This is a genomic window from Novosphingobium sp. (assembly GCF_024642085.1).
Taxonomy (GTDB): domain Bacteria; phylum Pseudomonadota; class Alphaproteobacteria; order Sphingomonadales; family Sphingomonadaceae; genus Novosphingobium.
Genome location: NZ_JAHEBV010000026.1, coordinates 611 through 26318, shown reverse-complemented (window position 1 = coordinate 26318; position 25708 = coordinate 611). Strand labels below are relative to the sequence as shown.

23 protein-coding genes are annotated in these 25708 nt (G+C 59.9%); 13 read left to right on the top strand and 10 right to left on the bottom strand.

Annotated elements, in window-relative coordinates:
- Window positions 1–68 precede the first annotated feature (68 nt).
- Window positions 69–578 carry a YqgE/AlgH family protein gene (locus Q0L62_RS10655; RefSeq protein ID WP_296679617.1) on the top strand — a complete coding sequence of 170 codons (510 nt, stop codon included), beginning with the start codon at window positions 69–71 and terminating at the stop codon, window positions 576–578.
- Between the two features lie 26 nt (window positions 579–604).
- Here Q0L62_RS10655 and Q0L62_RS10650 read toward each other — a convergent pair whose 3' ends face one another.
- Window positions 605–1912 (bottom strand): sugar MFS transporter, encoded by a 1308-nt coding sequence (locus tag Q0L62_RS10650; protein WP_296679613.1) that lies wholly within the window; start codon window positions 1910–1912, stop codon window positions 605–607.
- 177 nt (window positions 1913–2089) lie between these two features.
- Between Q0L62_RS10650 and Q0L62_RS10645 the strand changes: the two genes are divergently transcribed.
- Window positions 2090–2539, top strand: coding sequence for a MaoC family dehydratase (locus tag Q0L62_RS10645; RefSeq protein ID WP_296679611.1), 450 nt, complete (start codon window positions 2090–2092; stop codon window positions 2537–2539).
- A gap of 28 nt (window positions 2540–2567) precedes the next feature.
- On the opposite strand, the gene Q0L62_RS10640 is transcribed toward Q0L62_RS10645, so the two are convergent.
- On the bottom strand, window positions 2568–3812 hold the full coding sequence (locus Q0L62_RS10640) for a CaiB/BaiF CoA-transferase family protein (protein ID WP_296679609.1): 1245 nt from the start codon (window positions 3810–3812) through the stop codon (window positions 2568–2570).
- 231 nt (window positions 3813–4043) lie between these two features.
- Here Q0L62_RS10640 and Q0L62_RS10635 point away from each other — a divergent pair, with 231 nt between their 5' ends.
- Genes Q0L62_RS10635 through Q0L62_RS10620 form a run of 4 tightly spaced genes read left to right on the top strand, consistent with a single transcriptional unit; the run spans window position 4044 to window position 9543 of the window.
- Window positions 4044–6407: a glycosyltransferase family 4 protein gene (locus Q0L62_RS10635; RefSeq protein WP_296679607.1), complete on the top strand. Its 2364-nt coding sequence runs from the start codon at window positions 4044–4046 to the stop codon at window positions 6405–6407.
- Between the two features lie 28 nt (window positions 6408–6435).
- Entirely contained in the window at window positions 6436–7671 is a 1236-nt protein-coding gene (locus tag Q0L62_RS10630; protein ID WP_296679604.1) for a glycoside hydrolase family 130 protein, read from the top strand.
- Window positions 7672–7690: 19 nt separating this feature from the next.
- Complete coding sequence (locus Q0L62_RS10625; RefSeq protein ID WP_296679603.1) at window positions 7691–8740, top strand: mannose-1-phosphate guanylyltransferase; 1050 nt, start codon at window positions 7691–7693, stop codon at window positions 8738–8740.
- Window positions 8737–9543: a class I mannose-6-phosphate isomerase gene (locus Q0L62_RS10620; RefSeq protein WP_296679600.1), complete on the top strand. Its 807-nt coding sequence runs from the start codon at window positions 8737–8739 to the stop codon at window positions 9541–9543. The genes Q0L62_RS10625 and Q0L62_RS10620 overlap by 4 nt, the downstream gene beginning before the upstream one ends.
- Here the strand turns inward: Q0L62_RS10620 and Q0L62_RS10615 are convergent, their stop codons facing one another.
- Both Q0L62_RS10615 and Q0L62_RS10610 read right to left on the bottom strand, forming a co-directional pair.
- Complete coding sequence (locus tag Q0L62_RS10615; protein WP_296679598.1) at window positions 9544–11034, bottom strand: phosphomannomutase; 1491 nt, start codon at window positions 11032–11034, stop codon at window positions 9544–9546.
- A gap of 82 nt (window positions 11035–11116) precedes the next feature.
- Window positions 11117–12427: a TetR/AcrR family transcriptional regulator gene (locus Q0L62_RS10610; RefSeq protein WP_296679597.1), complete on the bottom strand. Its 1311-nt coding sequence runs from the start codon at window positions 12425–12427 to the stop codon at window positions 11117–11119.
- Window positions 12428–12611: 184 nt separating this feature from the next.
- On the opposite strand from Q0L62_RS10610, the gene Q0L62_RS10605 reads away from it, so the two are divergent.
- Window positions 12612–13307, top strand: a complete 696-nt coding sequence (locus Q0L62_RS10605; RefSeq protein ID WP_296679595.1) for a pirin family protein — start codon at window positions 12612–12614, stop codon at window positions 13305–13307.
- A gap of 47 nt (window positions 13308–13354) precedes the next feature.
- Here the strand turns inward: Q0L62_RS10605 and Q0L62_RS10600 are convergent, their stop codons facing one another.
- Both Q0L62_RS10600 and Q0L62_RS10595 read right to left on the bottom strand, forming a co-directional pair.
- Window positions 13355–13831 (bottom strand): group 1 truncated hemoglobin, encoded by a 477-nt coding sequence (locus Q0L62_RS10600; protein WP_296679594.1) that lies wholly within the window; start codon window positions 13829–13831, stop codon window positions 13355–13357.
- Window positions 13831–14700, bottom strand: coding sequence for a DUF3034 family protein (locus Q0L62_RS10595; protein WP_296679592.1), 870 nt, complete (start codon window positions 14698–14700; stop codon window positions 13831–13833). The genes Q0L62_RS10600 and Q0L62_RS10595 overlap by 1 nt, the downstream gene beginning before the upstream one ends.
- A 184-nt stretch (window positions 14701–14884) precedes the next feature.
- On the opposite strand from Q0L62_RS10595, the gene Q0L62_RS10590 reads away from it, so the two are divergent.
- From Q0L62_RS10590 to Q0L62_RS10575, 4 genes are all read left to right on the top strand, one after another.
- Window positions 14885–15409 carry a methylamine utilization protein gene (locus Q0L62_RS10590; protein WP_296679589.1) on the top strand — a complete coding sequence of 175 codons (525 nt, stop codon included), beginning with the start codon at window positions 14885–14887 and terminating at the stop codon, window positions 15407–15409.
- Window positions 15406–17751: an EAL domain-containing protein gene (locus Q0L62_RS10585; RefSeq protein ID WP_296679588.1), complete on the top strand. Its 2346-nt coding sequence runs from the start codon at window positions 15406–15408 to the stop codon at window positions 17749–17751. The genes Q0L62_RS10590 and Q0L62_RS10585 overlap by 4 nt, the downstream gene beginning before the upstream one ends.
- A gap of 309 nt (window positions 17752–18060) precedes the next feature.
- Window positions 18061–19308, top strand: coding sequence for a site-specific integrase (locus Q0L62_RS10580; protein WP_296679585.1), 1248 nt, complete (start codon window positions 18061–18063; stop codon window positions 19306–19308).
- A gap of 305 nt (window positions 19309–19613) precedes the next feature.
- Complete coding sequence (locus Q0L62_RS10575) at window positions 19614–19856, top strand: hypothetical protein (RefSeq protein WP_296679583.1); 243 nt, start codon at window positions 19614–19616, stop codon at window positions 19854–19856.
- 65 nt (window positions 19857–19921) lie between these two features.
- Here Q0L62_RS10575 and Q0L62_RS10570 read toward each other — a convergent pair whose 3' ends face one another.
- A complete protein-coding gene (locus Q0L62_RS10570) occupies window positions 19922–20689 on the bottom strand; it encodes a DUF3825 domain-containing protein (protein WP_296679582.1) in 768 nt (255 codons plus the stop codon).
- Window positions 20690–20872: 183 nt separating this feature from the next.
- Between Q0L62_RS10570 and Q0L62_RS10565 the strand changes: the two genes are divergently transcribed.
- The gene (locus Q0L62_RS10565; RefSeq protein WP_296679580.1) at window positions 20873–21448 is read left to right on the top strand and encodes a hypothetical protein; all 576 of its coding nucleotides are present in this window, start codon (window positions 20873–20875) and stop codon (window positions 21446–21448) included.
- Window positions 21449–21505: 57 nt separating this feature from the next.
- On the top strand, window positions 21506–22255 hold the full coding sequence (locus Q0L62_RS10560) for a hypothetical protein (protein ID WP_296679578.1): 750 nt from the start codon (window positions 21506–21508) through the stop codon (window positions 22253–22255).
- 516 nt (window positions 22256–22771) lie between these two features.
- Here the strand turns inward: Q0L62_RS10560 and Q0L62_RS10555 are convergent.
- From Q0L62_RS10555 to Q0L62_RS10545, 3 genes are all read right to left on the bottom strand, one after another.
- Window positions 22772–23140, bottom strand: a complete 369-nt coding sequence (locus Q0L62_RS10555; protein WP_296679576.1) for a single-stranded DNA-binding protein — start codon at window positions 23138–23140, stop codon at window positions 22772–22774.
- 293 nt (window positions 23141–23433) lie between these two features.
- Window positions 23434–23616: a hypothetical protein gene (locus tag Q0L62_RS10550; protein ID WP_296679574.1), complete on the bottom strand. Its 183-nt coding sequence runs from the start codon at window positions 23614–23616 to the stop codon at window positions 23434–23436.
- Window positions 23617–24358: 742 nt separating this feature from the next.
- Window positions 24359–25708, bottom strand: a 1350-nt coding sequence (locus Q0L62_RS10545) for a DEAD/DEAH box helicase (protein WP_296679573.1), incomplete at its 5' end; no start/stop codon positions are given.

Sequence of the window (25708 nt, the reverse complement as noted above, 5' to 3'; positions counted from 1 at the left end):
CCTCGATCGGTGTGACGGAAATTGAGTCGACTTTCCTTGCCGGGCGTTTGCTGCTCGCCATGCCCGGAATGGGCGATCCCCGGTTTGATCGCGCGGTGATTGCAATGGTCCAGCACGACGCCAATGGCGCGCTTGGCCTGGGAATCGGCCAGGCAGTTGAGGGCGTAACCTTACACACCGTATTGTCCGACCTGGGCATAGATCCAGGCGAAGCGCCCAACGATGCAGTGCTGCTGGGAGGGCCGGTCGAAACCGAGCGGGGCTTTGTCCTTCACAGCAAGGATTGGCGCGGACAGTCAACCATCGATGCCGGTGTTCTGGGGGCAATGACCATGTCGAGAGAGGTTCTCGTCGCCATTGCCGCCGGGGCCGGGCCGCAGCAATTTGTCGTGGTGTTGGGCTATTCGGGCTGGGACAGTGGGCAGCTTGATGCAGAGATGCGTCGACACGGCTGGTATGCGGCGCAGGGGCGCCCCGAAATCCTGTTCGATACGCCAACCCGCAAACGCTGGACCGCCACCTGGCGGGCCGAGGGGATCGATCCGGCGCTGCTTGCCAGCGAAACCGGGCGGGCCTGATCGCTGCCGCCCGGTTTCGTCGTGGTCTATTGCGCAGTCGCGGCTGAAGTGGGATTGCGCACTGCCCACAATCCAAAGCCCGCGATGATCGCATAGCAGATCACCGGAACGATCAGGGCCATACGGATGTCGTGACTTACGTCAGCAACCGTGCCGAACAGGTAGGGCACCAGCGCCCCGCCGACGATGGCCGTGCACAGAATGCCCGACCCCTGCGGTGCGCGGTCGCCCAATCCTTCGGTGCCCAAGCTGAAGATAGTCGGGAACATCAGGGAATTGCAGAAACCGACCAGGATCAGGGACCAGCCCGATATCGCGCCCATGCTGAATGCAGAGAGTGCGATCAGGCCGATGGCGGCGGCGGCATAGGCGGTCAACACGCGGCCCGGCTTAAACATGCGCAGCACGAAACCGCCGACCAGACGGCCGATCATTGCCCCGCCCCAATAGAACGCCACGAGTTTGCCTGCCGCTTCCAGCCCCAGGCCCATCACGCTTTGTTCGCCAAGATAGGCGATCATGTTTGATCCGATCGCCACTTCGGCGCCAACGTAGGTAAAAATGCAAAGCGCGCCCAACTGGACGCGGCGGTTGGTCATCAGCAGATCCATTGTGCCGGCGACCTTGGTCTGTTCGGCCTTGGCCCCGTCCAGCGCCGAACGGAATGCCCAGAACAGCGCGGCAATGGCCAGCATGGCAATGGCCAGCCACATGTAGGCGTGCCCGATCGAGGCGCCCTGTTCCACGCGGTAGGCCTGCATCTGATCTGCCGTAGCCGTGGCCGCATCGATCGGCTTGGCATCGCCAAGCAGGACCTTGGCCCCGCCGTAGACCATCAGCGTGACACCGATCGAATTGAACGCCTGGGCAAAAGTCAGCCGGCTGTGCGAAGTTTCCGTGGGCCCCAGCGTGGTGATGACCGGGTTCATCGCCACCTGCAGTACGGTGATGCCTGCTCCGATGAAGAACAGCGCGGCCAGAAACCCGCCGAACGAGGCGCTGCTCGATGCCGGGATAAACAGCAGGGCAGCGGCGGCAACCATGACGAAACCCAGCACGAAGGTACGGATATAGCCCAGCTTGGACATTATGATGCCGGCCGGGATCGAAAAGGCGGCATAGGCGATGAAGAAGGCCATCTGCACCAGGTTGGCCTGGGCATGGCTCAATTGAAACATTGGCCTGAACTTGCCGACCAGCAGGTCGTTGATGTTTGTAACCCCGCCCAAGATGAAAAAGACGGCAAAAACCAGCAGCAGCACAGTCGTGGTGCTTCCGCCGCTTTTCGCGCTGCCTGTTTGCGGCGCGGTGGACCCTGTGATTGGCGCTGCCATGCAGCCTCTCCCTTTTTTTGATGTGTTATGCGGCCGCATTCATGCCGTTTGGGCCGGGGAAGTCCAGCCCCATACGTATGGTTTGCCCGGCTTTCATGAGAACGTTTCCAAGGTGGCCGCGCTGGCCTTGCACCGCGGCGGCTGTTAAGGGGCGGCCACTTTTAGTGGAGGCGTGGCATGGCAGGGTTGTGGTTCGATGAACTTGAGGTGGGCCAGCGCTTCGAACATGCGATCCGCCGCACAGTGACCGAAACCGACAATCTGCTGTTCACGACGCTGAGTCACAACCCGGCCCAGCTGCATCTTGATGCTGAGACCATGAAGGACAGCGAATATGGCCAGATCCTGGTCAATTCATGCTTCACCCTAAGCCTGATGGTGGGGGTCAGCGTAGGCGATACCACCTTGGGAACAGCAGTGGCCAATCTGGGCTGGGATGAAGTGCGCTTTCCCAAGCCGGTTTTCGTCGGCGATACGCTTAACATCGTCACCGAAGTGCTTGACCTGCGCGCGTCACAGTCGCGGCCCGAGGCGGGAATCGTAACCTTTCAGCACCAGGCGTGGAACCAGCGGGGTGAAATGGTGGCCAGCTGCAAACGGTCGGGGCTGCAGCGCCGCAAACCCTGAAGGGCCGACATTACACAAGCAGAAAGGATCAAAGCTGCTCGGCAATGATTCCCGCTGCAGCAAGCTGCGCAATCTCGGCCGCGCTGAGCCCGAGCTCCTGCTCAAGCACAGCGGCGGTGTCCTGCGCCGAGCGCGGCGGTGCGCGCCGATAGCTGACAGGACTTCGCGACATTTTGGCAGGAAAACCCAGAAACTTGACCGGGGTGCCGTCCTCGCGCGCGATTTCGTGAACCAACCCACGCTCTGCGATTTGCGGGAGGTTCAGCGCTTCGGGCACCGTGTTGACCTTGCCGCAAGGCAGCCCGGCCGCATCCAGCGCAGCAATCAACGCGGCAGAAGTCATGTCTGCGATAATCGGCTTGATTATCGCAAACAGTGCATCGCGGTTGTCGCTGCGGGTGCCTGACACGGCAAAGCGCGGGTCCACGGCCAGGTCATCCACGCCCAGCACGCCGCACAGCTTGGCGAACTGGCGGTCATTGCCTAGCGCAATAAGCACATCACCATCGGCACAGGTAAAGTCCTGATAGGGCGCAATCGCCGGGTGTTCGTTACCCATCCGGCGCGGCTCGACCCCGCCATTGAGCCATCCCGACGCCTGATTGGCCAGCAGCGCCACCTGCGAATCAAGCAGGGCCAGGTCGATATACTGGCCCTCGCCGGTCCGGTTACGGTGGTTTAGCGCCGCCAGAATAGAGATTGTCGCGTAAAGCCCGGTCGAAAGGTCAGTGATCGGAATGCCCGCTTTGAGCGGACCGCCGCCTGGTTCGCCATCAGGCCGGCCGGTGACGCTCATCACCCCGCTCATCCCCTGGATCAGGAAATCGTAGCCGCCCTTGTCTCGATCTGGTCCGTTCTGCCCGAATCCAGTAATCGAACAGTAGATAAGGTCAGGCTTGACCGCCCGCAGGCCGTCATAGTCCAGCCCGTATTTGGCCAGGCCTCCGACCCGGAAGTTTTCCAGTACGATGTCACTCATCGCAGCCAGGCGGCGGACCAGATCGGCCCCTGCGGGCGCAGCCATGTCGATGGCGACCGAACGCTTGTTGCGGTTGGCGCATAGGTAATACGCCGAATCGCGCGACCCATCGTCAAGGAACGGCGGGCCCCACCGGCGCGTATCGTCACCCTGACCCGGCTGTTCGATCTTGATAACATCCGCGCCAAGATCACCCAGCATCTGTGAACACCACGGCCCGGCAAGGACACGGCTGAGGTCAAGGACGCGAAGGCCGTTTAGCGGTCCGGGCGATGGGGCGGGATCAGAAGGCACAGCGCTCGCCTTAGCCTTCTGCCACAGCTTACGGCAATGGCGCTAAATCGGAAACTTGTAGCGGTTTGCAGGTTTCTACCAATTAAGCAAAGACAACAATGTTGCGCTGCAACAAACTAACGGCAACCGTTTGCCGCAAGTTTGCGCCGGAACGCCTCCTTTTCTTAGCAACTGCGGAACTTCGTTGCTGGCAACGTGTTAACCAGACATACTTTCACTGCGGGCACTAACATGAACCACCCTTATGCGGACGATAGCCTTTTTCCTGATCGTCCCGAAACAAGTCCTGTTGTCCCGATTTTCGCACGTAACCCGGCAAGTAATGCGTCAAACCGTTCGCTCGACCTTGCCTTGATCGGCACCTACGTTCCGCGCAAATGCGGCATCGCCACGTTCACCGCAGACGTGGCTGAGCAGCTGGGCCATTACCACCAAGAAATTGCAACGAGCGTCTACGCCTTCGACAAGGGCAAAAGCGGGCTTGAATATCCTTCCGGCGTTAACCGGATCGATCAGGACGACCGCGATGCCTACATCGCAACGGCTCGCCGGATTAATGAAAGCGCCCCCGATGCTGTGTGGCTGCAGCACGAGTTTGGCATATTCGGGGGCCCCGACGGCGAAATGGTTTGCGATCTGGTTGATCGGATAGCCGCGCCGCTGGTTATCACGTTTCATACGGTGTTAAGCGAGCCCAACGCCAACCAGCGGCGTATTGTCGAGCATCTGATTTCCCGCGCGTCCCGGATCATGGTCATGTCAGTTCATGGCCACGAACTGCTGGTGAAGCTGTACAAAGCTCCCGCCGACCGCGTGGCAATCATCCCGCACGGCGCCCCTGACCGGCCCTTCGGACGAGAAGCGGATTTCAAACGGGTACTTGGGCTTGGCGAGAGCAACGTGCTGATGACGTTTGGACTGCTTGGCCCTGGCAAGGGGTTGGAACACGCCATTTCCGCGCTTCCAGGCATAGTTTCGCGTCATCCCGACACGATCTACCGGATCGTCGGGGCAACCCATCCAAATCTTGTTGCCCACGAAGGCGAGGCGTATCGCGAACGGCTGATTGCCCTTGCTGAGCAACTGGGTGTTGCCGGGCACATCCAATGGGACAACAGGTTTCTGGATACGCCTGAATTGCTCGATCAACTGGAAGCTTGCGACATTTACCTGACGCCGTATCCCAACCTTCAGCAGGCCACATCTGGCACCCTGAGCTATGCCATCGCCTTGGGTAAGGCCGTCGTTGCGACGCCATACGTCCATGCCCGCGAGCTTCTTGCCGACGGCGTTGGCGTGTTGGTTGAACCAAGCTCTAGCAAGGCAATCGCCGATGCCGTAAACGCGCTGCTGGATGATCCTGACTATCTTGCCGCGACACGCCGCCGTGCCTACGCGGAAGGACGCAAAACAATCTGGCCGCGTTTTTCTGACGCAAGTGCCGCCCTGGTCCAGTCCGCTGCCGTGCAGCCGCCTGGGGAAATCCCGCTAAGCGCTACGCCCGGTCTGAACGGATTTTTAGCAATGTGCGACGCGACCGGCATGCTTCAGCATGCTATCGGAATCGTCCCTGATCGGCGGCACGGTTATTGTCTGGATGATAACGCCCGCGCCCTGATACTGATGAACCATGCCCCGGCGATCAGCCCGGTCGATCGGCTTTCGTGGACGTCGACATTCGCCAGCTTCATCCAGTACGCATGGAATCCGGATCGTAACCACTTCCGCAACTTCATGCGTTTCGATCGGACCTGGTGCGAAGATGAAGGGTCTGACGATTCCAACGGCCGCGCGCTGTGGGCGCTGGGCGATACGGCCGAGCATTCCCCCTTTGCCGATATGCAGGACTGGGCTCGCCATCTGTTCGACCAAACCCTTCACACATTGGACGGGGTCGAATCGCCGCGTGCACTGGCGTTTGGGATGATCGGCGCTTGCGCGGTGCTGCGTGTCGAAGGGCGGCATGCCGCGGCTGAAGCCTTGATCCACCGCGGTGCTGGCCTGCTGGAAAGGTTATTGACTGCATCGCGCCGTCCGGACTGGGCCTGGTTCGAAACGGTGCTGGGATATGACAATCCTCGCTTGCCTCAGGCCCTAATCGAAGCGGGAAGCGTGCTTGGACGAAGTGACTGGACGGACTTGGGCCTGGACACGCTTGACTGGATCGCCGAACGGCAGGTTGCTGCAAACGGGATGTTCCGCCCGGTTGGTTCGGAAAGCTTCGGACTGGATCACGGGCAGATGCCGTTTGACCAGCAACCGCTGGAAGCACAGGCCGCTATCGAGGCGGCGCTTGTAGCGTACATTGAACAGCCCGCGAAACGCTGGGCCGATCATGCTACGACAGCTTATCGTTGGTTCCTTGGCGCGAATGATCGCGGTGTTATACTGGGGGATATCGCCAGTGGGCGGTGCCGTGATGGGGTGACCCCGCGCGGAGTCAATGCCAACTGCGGTGCAGAATCGATCCTCGCCTTCCAGTTGGGTCACGTTGCTTTGCAACGCCTTCTGGCCGACCGGCGGACAACACAATGCGTAGGGGAAACGCTTGCTGAAGTTGACCACGAGCCAGCGCCCTCGCTTGCTCATTCATGATACCCGTCTGCATGCCGACCCTTCGCGCGTGGTCCTCAGGCCGTTCCACCTGGGCTGGCAATCGGCCAGCGCTCCGGTTGATCGCGCTGCCCGCCTGGTTGAAGATGTCGCCGAACTGAGCGACGAACAGGTAGAGACCGAATACGACCGCGTCATTCAGGATTTCGCCGAACGGCACTGGCAGACCGAGCAGCTGTTCGAAGAACGGTTTCGTGAAGTAGAGCATCACCACGGCCTGCACGACCGGGGATTTTCACCCGCTCGGCAGCGGTTGATCGGCGCGTACTTCTGCCACGAATATACCTATGCCGCCGCAGCGCTGATGAACCCGTCGATCGTTCCGCACCCCGACCAATCCGGGATGGGCGCGGGGGCCTGCCGTTTTGTGATGTCGCTGCGTGCCGTGGGCGAAGGTCACATCAGCTCCATCGCCTTTCGCGAGGGTATTGCCGAGCCTGATGGTTCATTTCAGCTGTGGCCACAAAGCCATTTCGCTACTGCCGCTGTAATCGATGATACATCGCTGACCGATGCGGATGACGGCGTAACAGTTCATCGTAATGCTGAAAGCACCCTTTCCAATTGCGTCATCTTCCCGATCACCGAACAGCAGCGCGGAGGCCTTGAAGATTTGCGGCTTGTGCGTTTCAAGCACGGTGAAGGCGATTATGAATGGATCGGCACCTATACGGCCTATTCTGGCAGTTCGATCCGCTCAGAATTGCTGCGCACTCGCGATTTCCGCTCGTTCCAGCTTGAACCGATCCGTGGCAAGGCGGGGCGCAACAAGGGCATGGCCCTGTTCGACCGGCATATCGACGGGCGATACGCGATGATCGGACGTCAGGACGGGAAGAACCTGTTCCTCCTCCGCTCGGACAGCATCGATACCTGGGACGATGACGGCATCCTGCTGATGGAGCCGCGATACCCGTGGGAGTTCATCCAGATCGGCAATTGCGGCGCTCCCATTCTGACTGACGCTGGCTGGCTGATGCTGACCCACGGAGTTGGCGCGATGCGCAAATACGCGCTGGGCTGCGCGCTGCTGGACCGCGATGATCCATCGAAAGTGCTTGCCCGGACGCGTGAGCCGGTACTGACTGCCGAACATGCCGATCGATCGGGGTATGTTCCCAATGTAATCTACACCTGCGGCGCGATGAAAGTCGGAGAAGCGTTGCTCATTCCCTATGGCATTTCCGATAGTGCGGTGGGCTTTGCTTCGACGACCGTGTCAGACTTGCTGGCATTGATGAACTGATCCTAGAAAGACATAAGAAATGCAAACTGAGAACGGAAAAATCTACCCTGTCATCTTGTGCGGTGGAAGCGGGACGCGGCTGTGGCCGCGCAGCCGCGCGACTAAACCCAAGCCGTTTCTTCCACTTGTTGGTGAGAGCACGCTGTTTGAAGCAACGCTGGGCCGCTGCGGCAACCAAGACCAATTTGCCGGTCCAGTGGTGGTGACGGGGAAGGCCCATCTCAAGCACGTATCTGCCCAGGTCAGCGGCGAAGCAGGCGCTCAGATCATCGTCGAGCCGTCCGCCCGCAATACTGCTGCGGCGATTGCGCTTGCCGCGCTGCGTCTGCCGGACGACGCGATCATGCTGATCTGCCCCAGCGATCACCACATCGGCGATGCCGATGCGTTCTGCGCTGCCGCCGGCAAGGCCGCCGAGCTTGCCCGCCAGGGCTGGCTGGTATCCTTCGGGATCGAGGCGACTGCACCCGAAACCGGGTTCGGCTATCTGCAAAGGGGTGAACCGATCGGCGATGCGGGCTACCGCGTGGCCCGGTTCGTCGAAAAACCTGACCTGGACCGTGCGAAGGAGTTTGTCGCCCACGGCGGTTATGCCTGGAACGGGGGGATCTTCGCATTCAAGGTTTCCACATTTCTGGAAGAGCTGGCCGCCCATCGGCCGGCAATACTGGCCGCAGCACGCGACGCTGCCGCCAAGGGCAGCACAAAGGGTGCACAGTTCCACCCCGATCCCGAAGCTTTTGCCCGGATCGACAGCGAATCGGTCGACTATGCGGTGATGGAAAATACCAGCCGTGCAGCCATGGTTCCGGCCGACATAGATTGGTCAGACATTGGCAACTGGCAGGCGCTGCACGCCGCGCTTGACCGTGACAGTTTTGGTAATGCCAGTCGCGGCGATGTCGAGATGGTCGATTGCCGCAACGTTTTGGTCGACAGCGATGGTCCGCACGTATCAGTCATCGGCCTGAGTGACATTATCGTTGTGGTGGATGGCGCTGATATCCTCGTCACCACGGCTGACGGGGCGCAAAAAGTCGGCAAGCTTTTAAAGGCGGCCAACCAATGACCCTGCCAACGCGGATGGTTGAGAAGCCCTGGGGCAAGGATAGCCTGCCGGCTCCGTTCCATGCCCCAGATGGTCAGCGGATTGGTGAGGTATGGTTCGAACCGCCCGCACAGTTGCCGGATCTGCTAGTCAAATACATCTTCACTAGTGAAAAACTGTCGGTGCAGGTGCATCCCAGCGATGCCCAGACGCTGCATTCCGGTCTGGGCCGTCAGGGCAAAGAAGAATGCTGGCTGGTCATTGCTGCGGACGAAGGGGCGCAATTGGGCATCGGCTTCAACCAGCCCGTTGATGCGGCCACCATGCGCAGCGCGGCGGTCGATGGATCAATCGAAGGAATGATGACCTGGTTTCCAGTCAAGCCGGGCGATTTCTTCTACATTCCTGCCAATACAGTCCACGCCATAGGTGCCGGGGTGAGCCTGATCGAGGTTCAGCAGAACAGCGACATCACTTATCGGCTATATGATTATGGCCGCCCGCGCGATTTGCACCTGGACGATGGCATGACTGTCGCAAAGGGAGAGGTTTACGCCGATCCGCGCCAGCGGCATGTCGCGCCAAGGGGCGAAATTGCACTGGTAGACGGGCCGCTGTTTCGGCTGACACGCTATGACGGGCCGCTTTCGCCACAGGCCCATCATGCCTTTTCCAGCGGTCCGCTGCTGGTTGTCCCCGTGGAAGGCGAAGCGGTACTGGGCGATCAGACAGTCGCAGCGGGCCAGTGCGCCGCGGTGCAGGCCGCCGCTGACATTAGGCTTAGCCCCGGTAACAAAGGCCTGATTGCCCAGCCGCTGCGCTGATCACGCTGCCAAAGCCTCGCGCGCCAGTCTGTTGCGCACTACATCTAGCGCTGCGTCATTGATTGCACGGGCTGTGGCCGCATCCCGGGCTTCGCTGTAACAGCGCAGCTCCGGTGCATTGCCTGAAGGACGCAGATGGATCACATTCCCCGACGCAAAGGTAATCCGCAGTCCATCGGTACGGTCGATGCCGACCGGTTTTCCTGCGATTTCACCGAACGCCTGCTCAATCCTTTCCAACCGCTGTGTGTCGGTGCCTTGTTCGAGCCGGGCAAGGATACGCGTGCTCGTTTCGGTCGGGAAAGCTTCGATGCGGTTGCTGTAGGTCACTCGCGGGGGCAGGGCTGCAACCAGCGCTGATAGCGGCGCATTGCCTGCTGCGACCAAGGCCGAAAGTACCGGCAAGACAGCATCGCGGGTGGGCAGAGCTGTCAGTGTCTGATTTCCCATGGCAATATCGCTCCCCAGCAGGAAGCCGCCGTTTGCTTCATATCCGCAGACCTTCCTGCCGCCGGCCGCCAGCTGCACACTCATCTCGGCAATAACATAGGGCGATCCGATCCGGGTCCTGGCGGTTTCGTCAAAGGCGCCGCACTTTTCCAGGACGGTGTTGCTGGATACCGGTGTCACCACCCGGTCTGCGCCCAGCTGCTGCGCGCAAAGCACGCCCAGAACATCGCCGCGCAGCCATTCTCCTTGCTCATCCGCCAGGAGCGGCCGATCGGAATCTCCATCAGTCGATACGATCGCATCAAAGCCATGTTCGCGCGCCCATTGACGGGCCAGCGCCACGTCCTCGTCGCGGACGGCTTCCGTATCGACCGGCACGAATACTTCAGACCGGCCAAGCGGCGTGACTTCTGCGCCCACCGCGCGCAGGATATCGACCACAATGTCACGGCCGACGGCGGAGTGCTGGTATACGCCGATGTGCTTGCCGGCCAAGGCCTGCGGACCAAAGGCGCGGCGGTATCGTTCAATATAGGCGGGGGCAACGATCACCGGATCAGGCAGGGCTGCGCCGCATGTCAGGCTGCCGTTTGCAGCAAAGCTGCGCCCTGCGATTTCAACCGGCTGGGCCATCATTCCCGCCTCATCCTGTTTCAGCACTTCGCCGTGCGGGCGATAGAACTTGATCCCGTTGCGGTCCGCCGGGATGTGGCTTCCGGTGACCATCAGCGATGGCATCCCCGCTGCAAATGCAAACAGTGCCAGGGTAGGTGTCGGAACCAGGCCGCAATAAATCGGTTCCCCGCCCATATCGCGAACGGCCTGCGCACAGACCGCCAGGATACCTGGCGTGCTTGGGCGCAAATCGCCGGCCAATGCGACCCTTGTGCCCGGTTCAAAATCACCCACGGTTTCCAGATAACGCAGGAACCCTACGGTGTAGCCGTGGCATACCCGGTCGGTCATGGCCACAACCGTACCCCGCGCTCCGCTGGTGCCAAAGGCCACACCGCTTTCGGCCATCAGTTCGCCTACTGTCATTGCACATTCCTTCGAAGATCGGTCCTGATCGTGTCGGCAGTCAAAACGGGGTGACGGCACAACTGGTTCCTGCGTGCTGCAATCATTGGGTAGCCGGTGCGTCCGGCTGGAGAAATCCATCCGACCAAGCCAGGACCGCATCATCAAACACGCCGTCGGCCAAGGTTGATGCATAAAAAGCGATCGCCCGTTCGCGCGGCAAGCGGGCTGCCCAACCTTTAAGATCGTAGGCCGAATTGAGCGTAGAGAGGATCAGCTGGCTTGCGATCATCGGATCAACCGGATTGATCGATCCGTCCCGGATTCCATCCACAAGTGTACCCATGAAACGCAGCGCAATCCGATCAGATCGCCGAACCACGTCCGCCCGCAGATCGGCGGGCAGCGCCTGCAGCGCAGTGGTGCGCGTCAGCGGCCAATCGGCGCGAAACTGGATATCGACCAACGTGGCGATCGCTCCGCTCAACCGTTCCCATTCGCTGGCCCCTTCGCGATGAGCCAGCCACTGTGCCACTGCCACGCGCTTGTAGCTGTGCCTGAAGCATTCCAGCACCAGATCGTCCTTGGCATCGAGATGGTGATAAAAGCTGCCCTTGGTGACGTTCAGCTCGCCCACGATCCGCACTATGGAGGCGCCGCGATACCCGCTTTCGTTGATCAGCCGCGTCGCCACGCGCAGAAAACTTTCCGCAGCGCGGTCGTGGCCTGGCATAGCTCCCCTCAGCGCCTCATCGGAAAACAGGCGTGCCTGACGGCCGGCCGATTGCGCCGCCAACCCTTCCTCCAGGATCGAACAGATCCGGCGGCTTACCCGGTCGAAATCGTTGATTGCGTAGCGCTCCAGCCAGGCCGGCAACCAGAACGCGACTTCCAGCAGCATGTGCGCCCGTGCCGTGCAAAGCTCGCGGCGCGGGGCTTCACTAAACGGTCCCCAGAATCCGCGCACCAGCCTGAATATTTGCATATAATGGTCAATCAGCGGGCGCTGCAGATCGTGATCCAGGGTGCGAATATCGGACAGATTTACCAGCGCCTTGGCTGTACCGGCTATTACCGCAGCGCGAAGGTCGACATGCAGGCGGATGAAGCGAAACACACGGTCACGGGGGCACGGTTCGGCGGCGGCTACTTCGACCATGGCCTGGATACGCTGCAGCGACCGTTCAAACACCGCAGCCGCCAGCAATTCCTTGCGTTTGAAATAATAGGTCACGCTGGTGGTGTTCAGCCCGACGGCAGCCGCGACATGCTGTAATGTGGCGCCGCGTGCACCGCGGTGATTGATGAGATTTGCGGCAGCATCCAGGATTGCCTCACGCTTGGTCTCGAACCGGGTTCGGCTGCGCGGACGGGGTGCATTGTTCAAAACTGCATGGTGTGCTGCACTGTCCATGCCAGACCACTACATCACCCCAACTCACGGTGCAAAGCGGCGCGCGCGACAGGCAGGTATCGCCCAGGTAACCATCTTCAACCTGCCAGATTGGTGCCTATCTGGACCATGAAGCGCGAAATGCCATCGTCAGGCAGATGGACAGCGCAGCCTTCTGCATCAGGCAAGGGCGTGGAGAAAACAGATGATCGATATTCGCAAGTTCGCCACCCTGGGCAGCGCCAATCATGGTTGGCTTGATGCCCGGCATCATTTTTCCTTTGCGGACTACCATGATCCGGATCGCGTGCAATGGGGCAACATCCGGGTCTGGAATGACGATACGATTGCTCCGCACAGCGGGTTCCCGCCCCATCCCCACAGCAGCATGGAGATAGTTACCTACGTGAGGAATGGCGCAATTTCGCATCGTGACAACATGGGCAATAGCGGCCGCACGCAGGCTGGCGACGTACAAGTGATGTCGGCGGGTTCAGGCATCGTCCATTCCGAATACAACCTTGAGGATGAACCGACCGACCTGTTCCAGATCTGGATCATGCCCGATCGCCAAGGCGGCGCGCCGACCTGGGGCACGCGCCCGTTCCCGCAAAGTGACCGAGCAGGCCAGTTCGTGCCACTCGCATCGGGTATCGCTGGCGATGATGCGCTGCCTATCCGTGCCGACGCCCGCGTATCGGGTGCAACGCTAAAGGCCGGTGAGGCGGCAGAGTATCACACCGACAAGAGTCGCCACCTCTACCTTGTCCCCGCCACGGGCACGGTCGAAGTGAACGGCAAACGTCTTTGCGCCCGTGATGGTGCCGCCATTACTGGCGAGGATGTCATTGTTGTCCGCGCGCTAGAGGACAGCGAACTGGTTCTGGTCGACGCTGCATAGAGCCACTGAACGCGCCGTTATCCCTAAGTCTTGCTGGAACTGGCGACTTATTGCTTGATAACCGCGCGCTTCATCGGCGCCAGTTTTGCAAGGAAGCGGTTTTGCGCCGGGAAGGCGATCCGTTCAGCCTTCATGGCGGCCTGAAGATGCTCGACCAGTGCCCCCATATCGGCGGTCTGCACGCCAAGGTCTTTGTGCGCTGATTGCATTGTCCGACCGGTGTAATCGCACCCGCCGTTGAGGATGTAGCAAAACTGCTCTTTGAGCGTACGCCGCAGCCTGACCAGATCGCGCGCCTTGAAAATATCAGCGATGCGATTGTCGGCGATACTGCGGTCAACCATGCCATCGACCACGCGCGATACGCCGTCAGCGCCGTGAAACGCGCGCCACATGGCATCGCCGGAAAATGGCCGGGCATGGGCATTGGCATTGCTCTGGGTATAAGGATCAACTGGATCTTCGGCCGCAGCGGGAATGTAGGAACCGCCCAGCAACAGGGCAGCGGTCAGCAGCAGAACCATCAGAAGCTCCCTTGTAAGGAAACAAACAGGCCGCGTTGTTTGCGGAAAGTAGCAATCTCGCCAAGATCGGCATAGGCCGCCGTGACTGCCACATGATGACTGATCGACCAGGCCGCGAACAGATCATAGCTGTCATCTTCCTTGGCGAAACGCAGATTATCGGGCTTGCTGCGAAACTCGGCCCCAAGCACCAGACTAGGCGTGACAAGAAGGCCGGCTGATCCTTCGAATTGCGCGTTCCGCCCGGTACGGCGATCACCGCCGAAGCCAAGCAGGCCGAACTGGTTAGCCTTGGTGAAACGGACCGCCCCCCCGACGACCAGGCTCTTGGAAAGAATGACCTTGGTCGCCGAAACGACAAAATCGGTGCCGCTGGCTTGTTTGGCCCCCAGCGCCCGGACCAGATCGCGCCGGTTGCCGCGCTTGTGTTGCACGGCGAGCGATACCTGCGGCAGCACTGTGTCCTGGCCCCAGACCGCATCGCCGAACAAGCGCACTTTTGCTCCGAATATGTCCTGGCCAAACGTGTAGCCTCGTCCTAGCCCGAGCGCAGCACCGGCATCGCGTGTGTCAAAGGTCTGGTGCGCATAGGAAATCTCGACCCGGTCGTGCCAGCCGATCGCCCCGCCGAAGCTGGTCAGGCGAAAGTCGGGAAGCTCAATCAGCGTTGTGTGTGCAGACCCGCCAATGCCGTCTTCGGTCTCGTTTCCGGCAATGACGGCCCAGGTCGCCAAACCGCCACCAGCCGAACCCTCGACTGCGGACACGCCCCCGGTCAGCATTAGCTTGCCGCCGCTGCGGCTTTCCCCGGCCAGAGCCGGTCCGGCGCAGCCGCTGCAAACGAGCAACAGTGCCGCCATCCGAATCATGTACAAACCGCGCTCCTGCCGCCAGTAAACTGCAAGCCGGTATGGCTGAACGTGGTAAATATTCCGCTAAGTCTGGCTATACCGTTTTGAAGGACGTGGCGGCTAAACGCCTGTCATGTTTAACCGAATCTGCCTTGCCTCTGGTCTTTGGATATTGACCGCAGCCGCATCGCTTGCCTCACCAGTGACCGTAGTCGCCAAGGGTGCCGATGGCCGGGTACTGTCCGGCGCTGTGGTCAGTATCACGGTGGCCGGTGCACCGCGCCCTCAGCCGCGGGGCACTTACACGATGTCGCAGCAGAACATCGCCTTTGCCCCGCACGTCCTGATTGTGCCTGTTGGCGCTACGGTCAGTTTTCCCAACCGTGACAGGGTGCGCCATCACGCTTATTCTTTTTCGCCGGCAAAGCGTTTCGAACTCAAGCTTTATGGACGCGACGAAACCAAGTCGGTGACTTTCGACAGGCCGGGCGTGGCCGCGATCGGCTGCAACATCCACGATGCGATGAGCGCTTTCGTATTCGTGACGACGACGCCTTTCGTCGCCATAACCGATGGCAGCGGGCGCGTGGTGATCGACGGAGTACCGCCCGGCCAGGTGAGCCTGGCCTTGTGGCACCCCTCGATCCGCGCTCCGAACAATTCAGTATCGCGCCCAGCCATTGTTGCAGCTGGCGGGCTTGCTACAGAAATTGCCCCGGCTCGATGACCTTCTCGAAGTTCCGTCCCACCCAGCTGCGAACGCGCATGGCGGCGCTGTATGCCGGGTTGTTCATCTTAGGTTTTGTGGTCGTCGCGATCGTTGCGCAGGTTATGATCGAGGGCCAGGCGCGCCGTTCAGTCACCGCCGAAATGGTGACCAGCGGCACCGTCTACGACCGTATTTGGGCTCTACGCGAACAGTCGCTCACCGGTACATCGGACGTATTGGCGCGTGACTTCGGCTTTCGCTCTGCCGTGGCCAGCGGGGATCAGCTCACTATCCTTTCGGCGCTTGAAACGTTGAAGGCCCGGGCAAAGGTTCCGGTTGCTGCAGTCGTCGGGCTTGATGGCAGCGTTACTGGCGCGACGGGTCCTTTGGCCCAAGCCATGGCCCAGCTCCCTTTCCAGTTGGCAGACGGGCGCCGCGACGCAGTGATCGGGCTGGGCGGCGATACCTATCGCCTCGTGTCATCCCCTGTGCTTGCCCCGACCGAAATCGGCTGGGTGGTATTCGCCGTGAGGCTTGATGCCGGTGAAATGCGCAGTCTGGAAAAACTGTCGGCTATTCCGATGGTGGCGACGATCCTGCAACGCAGTCCTGCCGGTCACTGGCAATCAGCTGACGGAGTTGTTCCGCCCACCAGCGATATCGACACCCTGGTAAGCTCGTCGCGGGTTTCTCGCGTCATCTCGACCATCGATGTCGGCGGCAAGGAGTTCTACGCATTGGCCCGGCCATTGGCAGGACCCCAGGGCGAGGCGCAGGCGGTTATGTTGCTGCGGTATTCGACCAGCCTTGCCCTGGCGCCATTTCGGCCAATCCAGTTCGGGATCTTGCTGGCTGGCCTGATTGTCCTTGCGCTGGTGATATTGGGTAGCCTGCGGCTGGCAGGGGCGATTGCCCGCCCGATTACAGCGCTGCAACGGGCTGCTCAAGCGCTGGAGGAAGGAAACCGGACCGAAGTCGATGTGATCGGTACCGACGAAATCGGACAACTTGCTGACAGCTTCAACCGGATGTCCGCCGGGATTGTCGAGCGGGAAAGCCGCATCACGCATCTGGCGTTTCACGATCAACTGACCGACCTTCCGAACCGCGCGTTCTTTCGCCAGTCACTGGATGAAAAACTGTCCCGGCTGACCCGCACGGGCGAACAACTCGCAGTGCTCTATCTCGATCTCGACGGCTTCAAGAGTGTCAACGACACTTTGGGCCATCCGGTCGGCGACGCCTTGCTGCGCAGCGTGGCCAAGGTGTTGCTGGGACTTACGCCGGATGGACTGGTTGCGCGACTTGGCGGTGACGAGTTCGCCATTATCTTATCCTCGGGCTTCGAAAAAGATCGACCCCGCGCGCTGGCCCAGTCAATCATCGATGCGCTGGTCGAGCCCATGCTTGTCGATGGTCTCTGCATCCCGACAGGGGCGAGCCTGGGGATTGCCATCGGACCGGACGATGGGGCCAATTCTGTCCAGCTATTGAAAAACGCGGATCTGGCGCTTTACCGTGCCAAGCAGGACGGACGGGGGGTTTTTCACTTTTTCGAGGCGTCGCTCGATCAGGCTGCACGCGAACGCCGCCAAATCGAACTGGACCTGCGCTCGGCTCTTAAGACTGGTCAGTTTGAACTGAATTACCAGCCTATTTTCGATTTGAACGCCCATCGCATTGGCTGCTTCGAGGCGCTGATTCGCTGGAATCATCCTGTCCGCGGACCGATTTCGCCAGTTGATTTCATCCCGGTCGCCGAGGATACCGGCCTGATTGTCGCCATTGGCGAATGGGTTCTCCATGAGGCATGCCGCCAGGCGGCAACGTGGCCTGGTCACGTCCGGGTAGCGATAAACGTATCGGCGCTGCAGTTTCGTCATCCCGGTTTCGCCGCCACAGTGATGCAGGTTCTTGCCCGCAGCGGGCTACAGCCCAACCGCCTGGAGATCGAAATAACCGAATCCGTCTTCCTTGACGGCGATGGTCCGGTGATGGCGTTACTCCAGAAATTGCGATCGCTTGGCGTTCGCATCGCGCTCGATGATTTTGGAACGGGTTATTCCTCGCTCAGCTATTTGCGCAGCTTTGCCTTTGACAAAATCAAGATCGACAAGTCGTTCGTCGATACCATCGTCGGCGACGCATCGGCTTCCGCCATCGTCAGCGCCATCGTGGTGCTGGCAACGGCGCTGAAAATGGAAACCACCGCCGAAGGTGTCGAGGACGCGCTGCAGCTGGCCGAACTGCGGGACAAGGGCTGCAGCAGCATCCAGGGCTATTATTACAGCCGTCCGGTCAATGGCGCCGCTGCCTTCGAAATGATCAGCGACCCGAACTTCGCCGCGGCCGCAGCCTAACGTAACGCGGCGCCCTGCTTTCGGCGTACAGGTCGAAGCTCAGGAAAACGCTTTTCCGGCGATATTACCCTGAACCAAATGGCGGAGACGGAGTCCGCCTAACTAGCGTCCGGTGGCATTCAGATTCTACCACGATAATGGCGCGAATTAGCGGTTTTTGTAGAGCTACAACGTTCCGCCCGTCCGAATGCGTCCCATTGCGTTCCCATAAAACCGCGCTATTATCGGGGAACGGTTATGGGAACGCGATGCCCGCGACGCCATTAGGGCGATCATAGGGCAGGTTCGGTTCCCTGGCAGGGAGCCATCATGCCCAAGAAGCTCAGCAACGCGCTCACGCCCTTGGCGGTGAAGAATGCAAAGCCAGGTCGCCATGCGGACGGTGGCGGGCTGCATTTGCTTGTTAAGGAAAGCGGTGCCCGGTCATGGGTCTATCGCTTCATGCTCAGCGGCAAGTCGCGCGACATTGGCCTTGGCACGGCTGGACCGGATGGCATTTCCCTTGCCGATGCCCGCGATGCCCGCGACGCGCTGCGCCTCAAGGTGAAGGCGGGGATTGATCCCCTTGAGGAACGCCAGCGGGAGGCCGCTGAGGCCCTTGCAACGGCTCAGGCGGCACAAGTCGCCGGAATTACCTTCAAGGCCGTGGCGGAAACCTACATCGGCGCGAATGAGGGAAGCTGGCGCAATGACAAGCACCGGCAGCAATGGAAAAACACGCTGGCCACCTATGTCTATCCGGTGATCGGGGAATTGCCGGTTGCCGAGGTCGAGACTGCACACGTCCTGCAAATCCTTGAGCCGATCTGGAAAGCCAAGGCCGAGACTGCCAGCCGCGTGCGCGGTCGCATGGAAACGATCCTCGATGCCGCCAAGGCGCGGGGCTATCGTGAGGGCGAAAACCCGGCCCGGTGGCGCGGCCATATCGCGCAAATCCTGCCTGTCCGGTCCCGGCTCACGCGCGGCCACCACAAGGCGATGCCCTATGAAGCGATTCCCGCATTTGTCGGCGCGCTGCACAAGCGGGAGGCCGTCGCGGCGCTGGCGCTGGAATTTACGATCCTGACCGCTGCCCGCACCGGGGAAGTGATCGGCGCGAAGTGGGATGAGGTCGATTTGGACAAGGCAATCTGGACGATCCCGGCCAGCCGCATGAAGGCGGGCAAGGAACATCGCGTGCCGCTGTCGGCGCGCGCCGTGGAGATTTTGAAGTCCACGCAAGGGCTGCGCAAGGAATGGCTGTTCCCGGCAACCAAGGGCGGGAGCATGTCGGGCATGGCCATGTCGATGCTGCTTCGCCGGATGAAAGTTGACGTGACGGTGCACGGCTTCCGTTCGGGCTTCCGCGACTGGTCCGCCGAATGCACCGGCTATGCCCATGAGGTGGCGGAAATGGCCTTGGCGCATACTATCGAGAACAAGGTGGAGCGGGCCTATCGGCGCGGCGATCTGTTCGACAAGCGGCGGCGGCTCATGGACGATTGGGCCACCTATTGCGCCACGATCCCGGCGGTTGGCGCCAACGTGACGCCAATCAGGAAGGCCGAAGCCGGGTAATCATACCATCATTTCGATCCGCGTTTAAACCACCCCGAACCGCCGCACTTCCTGCATTGCACATTATAGTCACCACGACCATTACAACGCTTGCAGGGCGCGTGAATGCGACCATTCCCACCGCACGGCTTGCAAGGAAAGGCTTTCCGCTTTCGGGTCTTCCCCAAACCTGAGCAAGCCACGCAGTTTGCCCCCGAGCATTTGCCTGTGCCCTGGCAGCCATTGCAGGTAAAAAATTCAGCTGGGAAATATGTGCCGGTCGAAAGACATTTCCGGCAAGGTCGGGACTCGAATTGACCGGTGCCATGGCAAGAGCTGCATTCTTTGTCTCTTGGGTGAAACGTGCCAGTTCCGTTGCACGTTCGGCATTCACCACGATAGGTCCCGCTGCCACTACAAATCTTGCAGTCAAACGTCTTTTTGCCGGTGCCGTTGCAGGTAAAGCACGTCCCATACTGATTGAAGGGGCTATGCCAGTTTTTAAACCGCGTTCGCAGCCTCTTTTCATCTTTCAATTGGCGGCTGCGATTGTCGAAGAGCAAGGCTAGTGCGCCAAGCAACCCATTCGTCAACCGTCCCATAAGCCAGTCCTAATCTATCGGCACGCATCAGATTAGGGCGCGAGCCAGTCCCGATCAGGCCGGGCAAGCTGTCGGGCGTTGTTGTAGGCCATGTCGAGCGTCAAGCAGGTCGAAGCACGATAAAATACACCATGATCCTCCGCAACGAGCGCAAGATCGGCGCGCTGTGGGCTTCCAATGCAGAGCGGTAGGAGTAGCTGGATTCGACCGCGATAGTACTGTGGGATTGCAGTCTTGTAGTTCCGGCGGACCCGCTCCTTAGCGTTATCAATCGAGCCCTTTAGGAATGTCTGGAGAGCGTAGTCATCCATCATGTCGTACGGGGCGGGAAAGCGCGCTTTGTTGTCTGCTATGATGTGCTCGATGTTTGCTCGCAGTTCTTTTTTGCAATCGAACACCAGCGACGACGGATCGTCGAAGTAATGTGCCATGTCTGGCAGCGACGGGAACCGCACCAAGTCCGCCTCGCCTTTGCGCACCCACCGCTGGAGAAACCAAGGCTGATTGTCCGCTATGTTATTCCTGGAGAAGAAAGCGAATATCGGCTCCTGCGCTGGCGTGACCAATCCAGTGTTGAAAGTGATGTTCTGCCCGTCCTCCGACAGCTCGATCTTCCCCTCCTCCGCAAGACGTGCGTAGGTGTATCGCAGGTAGTTGAACAGGACAGGGTTTGGCCGATTCGCTTGGCTGTCCAAGTAATCCCATTCCTCTTCCTCTGCTAGTGCAGCCAAGTCGGCAATTCGCTGGTCTGTGTTGTTGATGAAAGCGAATTGGAATAGGTCGTCGGGCCACACATTCATGTCATTCTCCTCGCAGGACGAGCGCCTACCCTATCTTACATTCCGGAGAAAGCAGTTCGGCTCAGCACCTGACAGAGGCAATATCCGCCCATATTCTGTCCGGCGGGGATAGGTCGGCCATCCGACAAGTGCGCTTCCCACGTGCTTCCCCGCCCACCATTTGGGAACCGCTAGGGAGGCGGTATGGCTGATCCAAAAAATTATGTCGCCACTTGGGGGCCAGCGAAAGAACCGAAACCGGTTGATCCTGACTACACGAGCGCACCGAAAACAATCTGGGCATTAGCTGAAGATGAGCGATGCGAAGCGGTAAAAGACATCTTTCGGCAAGCATCCGAGAAATATATTGAAGCGGTTGCGCGTGATGATGCAAAATCGGCGCAAGAGTATGCTGCGACGGCAATCGGCGTTATTGCTGGGCTTTTCCCTGACACAAAAGACCCTTCGCACCGCCTTATCATCTCGCTGATAGCCGCAAATGTCGCTGCACGTTCAGGCTCCAAAGAACACATTTTGTTGCGGTCCGGTGCGAGGATCCCAGGAACCAAGGGCGGTTACAATGTCGCCGCCATTGCGGCAGCAGGAGTAGCGGCGGTGTTATTCCTCGCAAACAGAGGCATGACAAAGAACGCTGCGAGAAAGAAAGTCGCCAGCATTCTCTCCGATCATGGTCTGAGCAGGCGGCGCGGCGAGCATGGAGAGTCTATACCGGTAACCGCCAGCGCAATTAGAGCTTGGGAAGAAAAGCCCGACGAATAATCGAGCGGATAGAGGCGTCTTTTAAGCCCGCGCTCCCTATGCCTATATGTGCCAGCCATGATTATTGACGAAATTCACGATCAGTTTTGCGCGGCATTGACCAAAGCAGGCGCTCAACCCTGTGAGGCTTTGATTGTCGATAGGCAGGCTACGCGCGCTGATGCCGTCTTTGTCGATGATCGGATTATCATTGAGGTGAAGACTGTTACCATTGATCGCAATAAGGTCGATGCGATCCGAAAAAGGAGCGGCCAGATATGGGCTGAGGCCATTAGAAATGGCGGGCCAGTTCCTTTTGGCACGGACTCTATCCCGATGGATCAAATGGACGCAGAGCTTGCAAATGCCTTTCTTCATCACCTTGGAGACAGGGTACGCAAAGAACTGCGATCTGCAAACAAGCAGATTCGGTCCACAGTGAATCAGTTGGGTTTCAGCGATGCCAGAGGAATTGTTGTAATCGCGGTGCCCGCGCATTTTTCTTTACACGCAGGATTTATCGCGTCGGTTGCGGGGCGAGTTCTCAGGCCGGGAGCCTATAGTTCGATACATGGCCTGATAATTTGCAGTGTTCCGATTACCGGTGAAACGCAGACCAACCCTCTAACGTTCACGTATCACCCTAGGTCATTGAACGACGCGGCAACAAACTTGCCAGCGAGGATCGGTCGAGCATGGATGGACCATCTGGCGGAGAATGACGGGGTGCCCGTTACACATGAAATTGGTAGCCCCAAGCAGTTTGAAGACATATTTTTGGTAGGGGACGAAGACTGGCCAAAGCATGGGGAACAATGGAAGGACTGAGCGCGGACAGGTAGTTCGGCGGGTGGTTTGAGGTCGAGCATGCTGGCAAACTGTGACCCGAAGATGATTTGCCGAAAACCCGCAGAAAACGGCCAATTTAATCAAATCCGAATTGCCAATCATTTTTGATTGAGAAGCTGCCACCTCCCGTAACCCGCACAATTCCGCCATTTCCAGCCGCGATTTGTCGCGTAGGGTGTGCCTGAATCTGTTCCCAACTTGGACCGGTTTTGTTCAAGAAATTGCTGCTCGTGTTTTCAGGGAAAATGAGCCTCAATCCCGCAGTATACCTAGCCCATCTGGCGTTTGAGAGAAACCCCCAGCGGTCTTCAAATTGTACCAATGTTCCGCTTCACGGAAGCAAATAGCCATTTTGGGCGCGCGAACTCGATCAGGCGGAGGTCGCTCATTTTCACGCATTCGCGATGGCCTCGAAAGGGATGATTAGCACGCGAAAGGCCCGGATCAGCTGGTGCCGATCCAGGCCTTGAAGGACGAAATCTGTCCTCTGCGGCGCTACTTAGCGCGCCGCATCTTGGGCTCGTCCGAGGTCGCTTCCTTGGCTTTCGCTAGGAAGTCGACCTGCTCGGCGATGATCTCGCAGCCGTAACGATTCTGGCCCGCATTGTCGGTCCAGCGGGTGTAGTGGATCCGGCCAGTGACCATGACCATCGCCCCCTTGGTGACATGCTCGGCGACGCACTTGCCGACGCCATTGAAGCAGGTGATCCGGTGCCATTCGGTCTCGGTCTGGCGGTTGCCTTCGCCGTCCTTGAAGCTGCGGGTGGTGGCCAGCGAGAGGTTGGTGATCGAGGCTCCCGACTGAGCGGTCCGGACCTCGGGATTGTTGCCGACGAAGCCGACGAGGGTGACGGTGTTCTTCATGGTTCTGACCTTTCGAAGCTGTTCTTCCGTCCAAGGGACTATCCCTTTGACTGAGCCCCGATGAGGCCTGGCACGGGGAGGTCTGCACCGAACGCAGAGAGGGAAACGTCGCTCAAAGGAGTGGTGCGGGCAGGCATGCGAAGCCTGACAACACGGTCCGCATGAGCGCACGTTGCATGGCCTGACCGGGTTCGGTCAGGGGCGTGGATTAGTCATGAAAGGGGATGTGTTCTTGGATGATGAATGATCACTGGTCGCATGAGTGACTCGACGCTCAAGACTACGCCTTCGCCCTATTCCACAGTCAGCAATTGCTCTCGGTCGGATTGAAGGATCACCTCAATCCCATGCCCGGTGAAACGCTTGGCAATATCGCTAGCCGTCATCGCGTACTGACTTGGCGTCACGGCGGTTAGGCTTCCGTCACCCGCCAAGACGAAGGGCAGGACCAGCTCTTCAGCGAGGTACGGACCCAACAGATCTGGAGTGACAAGAGGGGCCGGTGATCGACCGGCCAGCCGAGCTTACGGCCTGCTTTCCGGCGAGGATGAGAGGGGGAGGGAAAACCGGAACCGCTACCTTGGCGTGGGCCAGCGGTCGCCGCCCGTCACACGCGGGTCGCTGTTCCGGTCTGGGAGCGACAGTGCGAAGCCCATGGCGTTCCCCAGGATCGCGAAGCGATCCTGCAAACACATCGGCACCCTTGCACGAGCGAAGCAGCCGGACGCCCTGCGCCCGGGCCTGTGGGCCAGCGGGCGTCCGGCAATGAGCGAGGCAAGAGTGCCTGCGGGTCAGTACAAAAGACTCCGCACCCTCAGGAGCAGGCCAACGGCCTGCGGGACAGAGTGCGTCTATCGAGCCTTCCCGCTCCCCCTCCCCGCTCCTGATCGTCACCCGCATGGGCCGGGACTACAGGCCCGGTTCGCGAGACGCGAATAGAGCAGGTCGCCCGCAGGGTAGCGCATCAAGAGCTGGGCGCGACCAAGAATGAGGGGAATCGGCTAGTCGCTCTCGCTGACATTGCCGACGTTCGCGGGGCCAAATCTGCATCCCAAGCGGTCGCCCATTCTGGTTGCCCAGATCCGCAACGAACGGCGGGTTTCAGGCAGCGCCCGGTAGACTTTCAACGCCAGAAATGCTGGGAAAGCCTACCTAAGAGACAAGCCTCTCAGCTTCCCACAGCGGTAGCTAGTGCCTGGCAGCAGAGCAGGACCAATGTCACGTGCTGGCCTGATCCCGCTGCTTGTCGGCAAACTGCTTAGCCCAACATAGGCCATCCACCAATTCCATCTGCGCGATCGTCGAGCAAGGAATTTCGAGCAACCTGGGGTTGGCGAAGATCACCGCGTTCAGGCGATTGCGGCTATAGAGAAATTCTATGTTCCGGGGGAGATCGTCGCCTGACGAAGTGGCCATCGAGATCAGCACGACCGGCGCTTCCTGACCCTGGAACTTGTCAACCGTTCCAATCCGTGCGCCTTCGGGTAACGTGCGCCGCAGCAGCTCGACCTGCATGTTATAGGGCGACACGACCAATATATCATCGGTGCCGATCTCGTGGCGTTTGCCGTGTTGATCGGACCAGCTTGTCCCGAGCAAGGCGCGGTAGGTGGTCGCGAGCCGCTCAGCTTCCTCGGGCGATCGCTGCGTACGTCCGTCATGGTCGACTTCGACGAAACGCAGGCCCGTGGCCGCCAATGCCGCCGGATCTGCCGCAACATTCACGTCGATACATTGTCGTTTGGTGCTCGCGTCCGCCTCAAGGCGTCCTTCGTAGACAGCGCTGGAGACAAAGCCGCAGAGGTCGGGGTGCATGCGGCGGGAGATGGGCAGGAATACGCCCTGATCAGCTGGCACGGTCGCATGTCCTTCCAGCAGATGTTCGAGGGCCGATCGGCCGCTGCTGCCTGGATGCGTGCCCTTGATCGGCTGAGACAGCTGCATTTGATCGCCGACCAGCACGATGTTGCGCGCCGCCGTTCCCATCGCGATGACATTGGCGAGGCTGACCTGGCCGGCCTCGTCGATGAACAGATAGTCAAGGGCACTGTCGAGATCCTCGCGGGCGAACAGCCAGGCGGTGCCGGCAACGAGCTGATGGTGCGGGGATACGCCGCTTCCGCTGCCGCCGACGACGTCGTCGATCCAACCGTCAGAGCCGAGGGTCTGATCGTCGCGCGACGATTTCTTCATGCCACGATAGCGCACTCCGCGCGCGGCCGTCTTCGCTTCGACATCCTTGAGCAGATTGTTGATCGCCTTGTGCGAATTAGAGGCCACGCCGATGCGCATGCCTGCAGCTAGCAGCGCGACGATTGCCTCTGCCGAAGTGTAGGTCTTGCCGGCGCCGGGCGGCCCCTGAACGAGCAGGTAGCTGTCGTCGAGCAAGCTTAGCGCCTCAATCGCGCCATAGGTTGCGTCCATGCCTTCCGGCACGATAGCCTGGCCCGATGCGCGCACGGCGAGCTTGGGGCGATCTCGACGGAGGATCGCAGAAACGGCAGCATAGCGCTCCTCGCCGTTCGCCACGCTTTGGGCGTAGCGGTGCACTGCGGCACGCAATATCTT

What these genes read in the sequence shown, in the direction of transcription:
- Q0L62_RS10655 (WP_296679617.1), top strand. Translation starts at nt 69, where the DNA reads ATGGGCGATCCCCGGTTTGATCGCGCGGTGATTGCAATGGTCCAGCAC.
- Q0L62_RS10650 (WP_296679613.1), bottom strand. Translation starts at nt 1,912, where the DNA reads ATGGCAGCGCCAATCACAGGGTCCACCGCGCCGCAAACAGGCAGCGCG.
- Q0L62_RS10645 (WP_296679611.1), top strand. Translation starts at nt 2,090, where the DNA reads ATGGCAGGGTTGTGGTTCGATGAACTTGAGGTGGGCCAGCGCTTCGAA.
- Q0L62_RS10635 (WP_296679607.1), top strand. Translation starts at nt 4,044, where the DNA reads ATGAACCACCCTTATGCGGACGATAGCCTTTTTCCTGATCGTCCCGAA.
- Q0L62_RS10625 (WP_296679603.1), top strand. Translation starts at nt 7,691, where the DNA reads ATGCAAACTGAGAACGGAAAAATCTACCCTGTCATCTTGTGCGGTGGA.
- Q0L62_RS10620 (WP_296679600.1), top strand. Translation starts at nt 8,737, where the DNA reads ATGACCCTGCCAACGCGGATGGTTGAGAAGCCCTGGGGCAAGGATAGC.
- Q0L62_RS10615 (WP_296679598.1), bottom strand. Translation starts at nt 11,034, where the DNA reads ATGACAGTAGGCGAACTGATGGCCGAAAGCGGTGTGGCCTTTGGCACC.
- Q0L62_RS10610 (WP_296679597.1), bottom strand. Translation starts at nt 12,427, where the DNA reads ATGGACAGTGCAGCACACCATGCAGTTTTGAACAATGCACCCCGTCCG.
- Q0L62_RS10605 (WP_296679595.1), top strand. Translation starts at nt 12,612, where the DNA reads ATGATCGATATTCGCAAGTTCGCCACCCTGGGCAGCGCCAATCATGGT.
- Q0L62_RS10600 (WP_296679594.1), bottom strand. Translation starts at nt 13,831, where the DNA reads ATGGTTCTGCTGCTGACCGCTGCCCTGTTGCTGGGCGGTTCCTACATT.
- Q0L62_RS10595 (WP_296679592.1), bottom strand. Translation starts at nt 14,700, where the DNA reads ATGATTCGGATGGCGGCACTGTTGCTCGTTTGCAGCGGCTGCGCCGGA.
- Q0L62_RS10585 (WP_296679588.1), top strand. Translation starts at nt 15,406, where the DNA reads ATGACCTTCTCGAAGTTCCGTCCCACCCAGCTGCGAACGCGCATGGCG.
- Q0L62_RS10580 (WP_296679585.1), top strand. Translation starts at nt 18,061, where the DNA reads ATGCCCAAGAAGCTCAGCAACGCGCTCACGCCCTTGGCGGTGAAGAAT.
- Q0L62_RS10575 (WP_296679583.1), top strand. Translation starts at nt 19,614, where the DNA reads ATGGCAAGAGCTGCATTCTTTGTCTCTTGGGTGAAACGTGCCAGTTCC.
- Q0L62_RS10570 (WP_296679582.1), bottom strand. Translation starts at nt 20,689, where the DNA reads ATGAATGTGTGGCCCGACGACCTATTCCAATTCGCTTTCATCAACAAC.
- Q0L62_RS10565 (WP_296679580.1), top strand. Translation starts at nt 20,873, where the DNA reads ATGGCTGATCCAAAAAATTATGTCGCCACTTGGGGGCCAGCGAAAGAA.
- Q0L62_RS10560 (WP_296679578.1), top strand. Translation starts at nt 21,506, where the DNA reads ATGATTATTGACGAAATTCACGATCAGTTTTGCGCGGCATTGACCAAA.
- Q0L62_RS10555 (WP_296679576.1), bottom strand. Translation starts at nt 23,140, where the DNA reads ATGAAGAACACCGTCACCCTCGTCGGCTTCGTCGGCAACAATCCCGAG.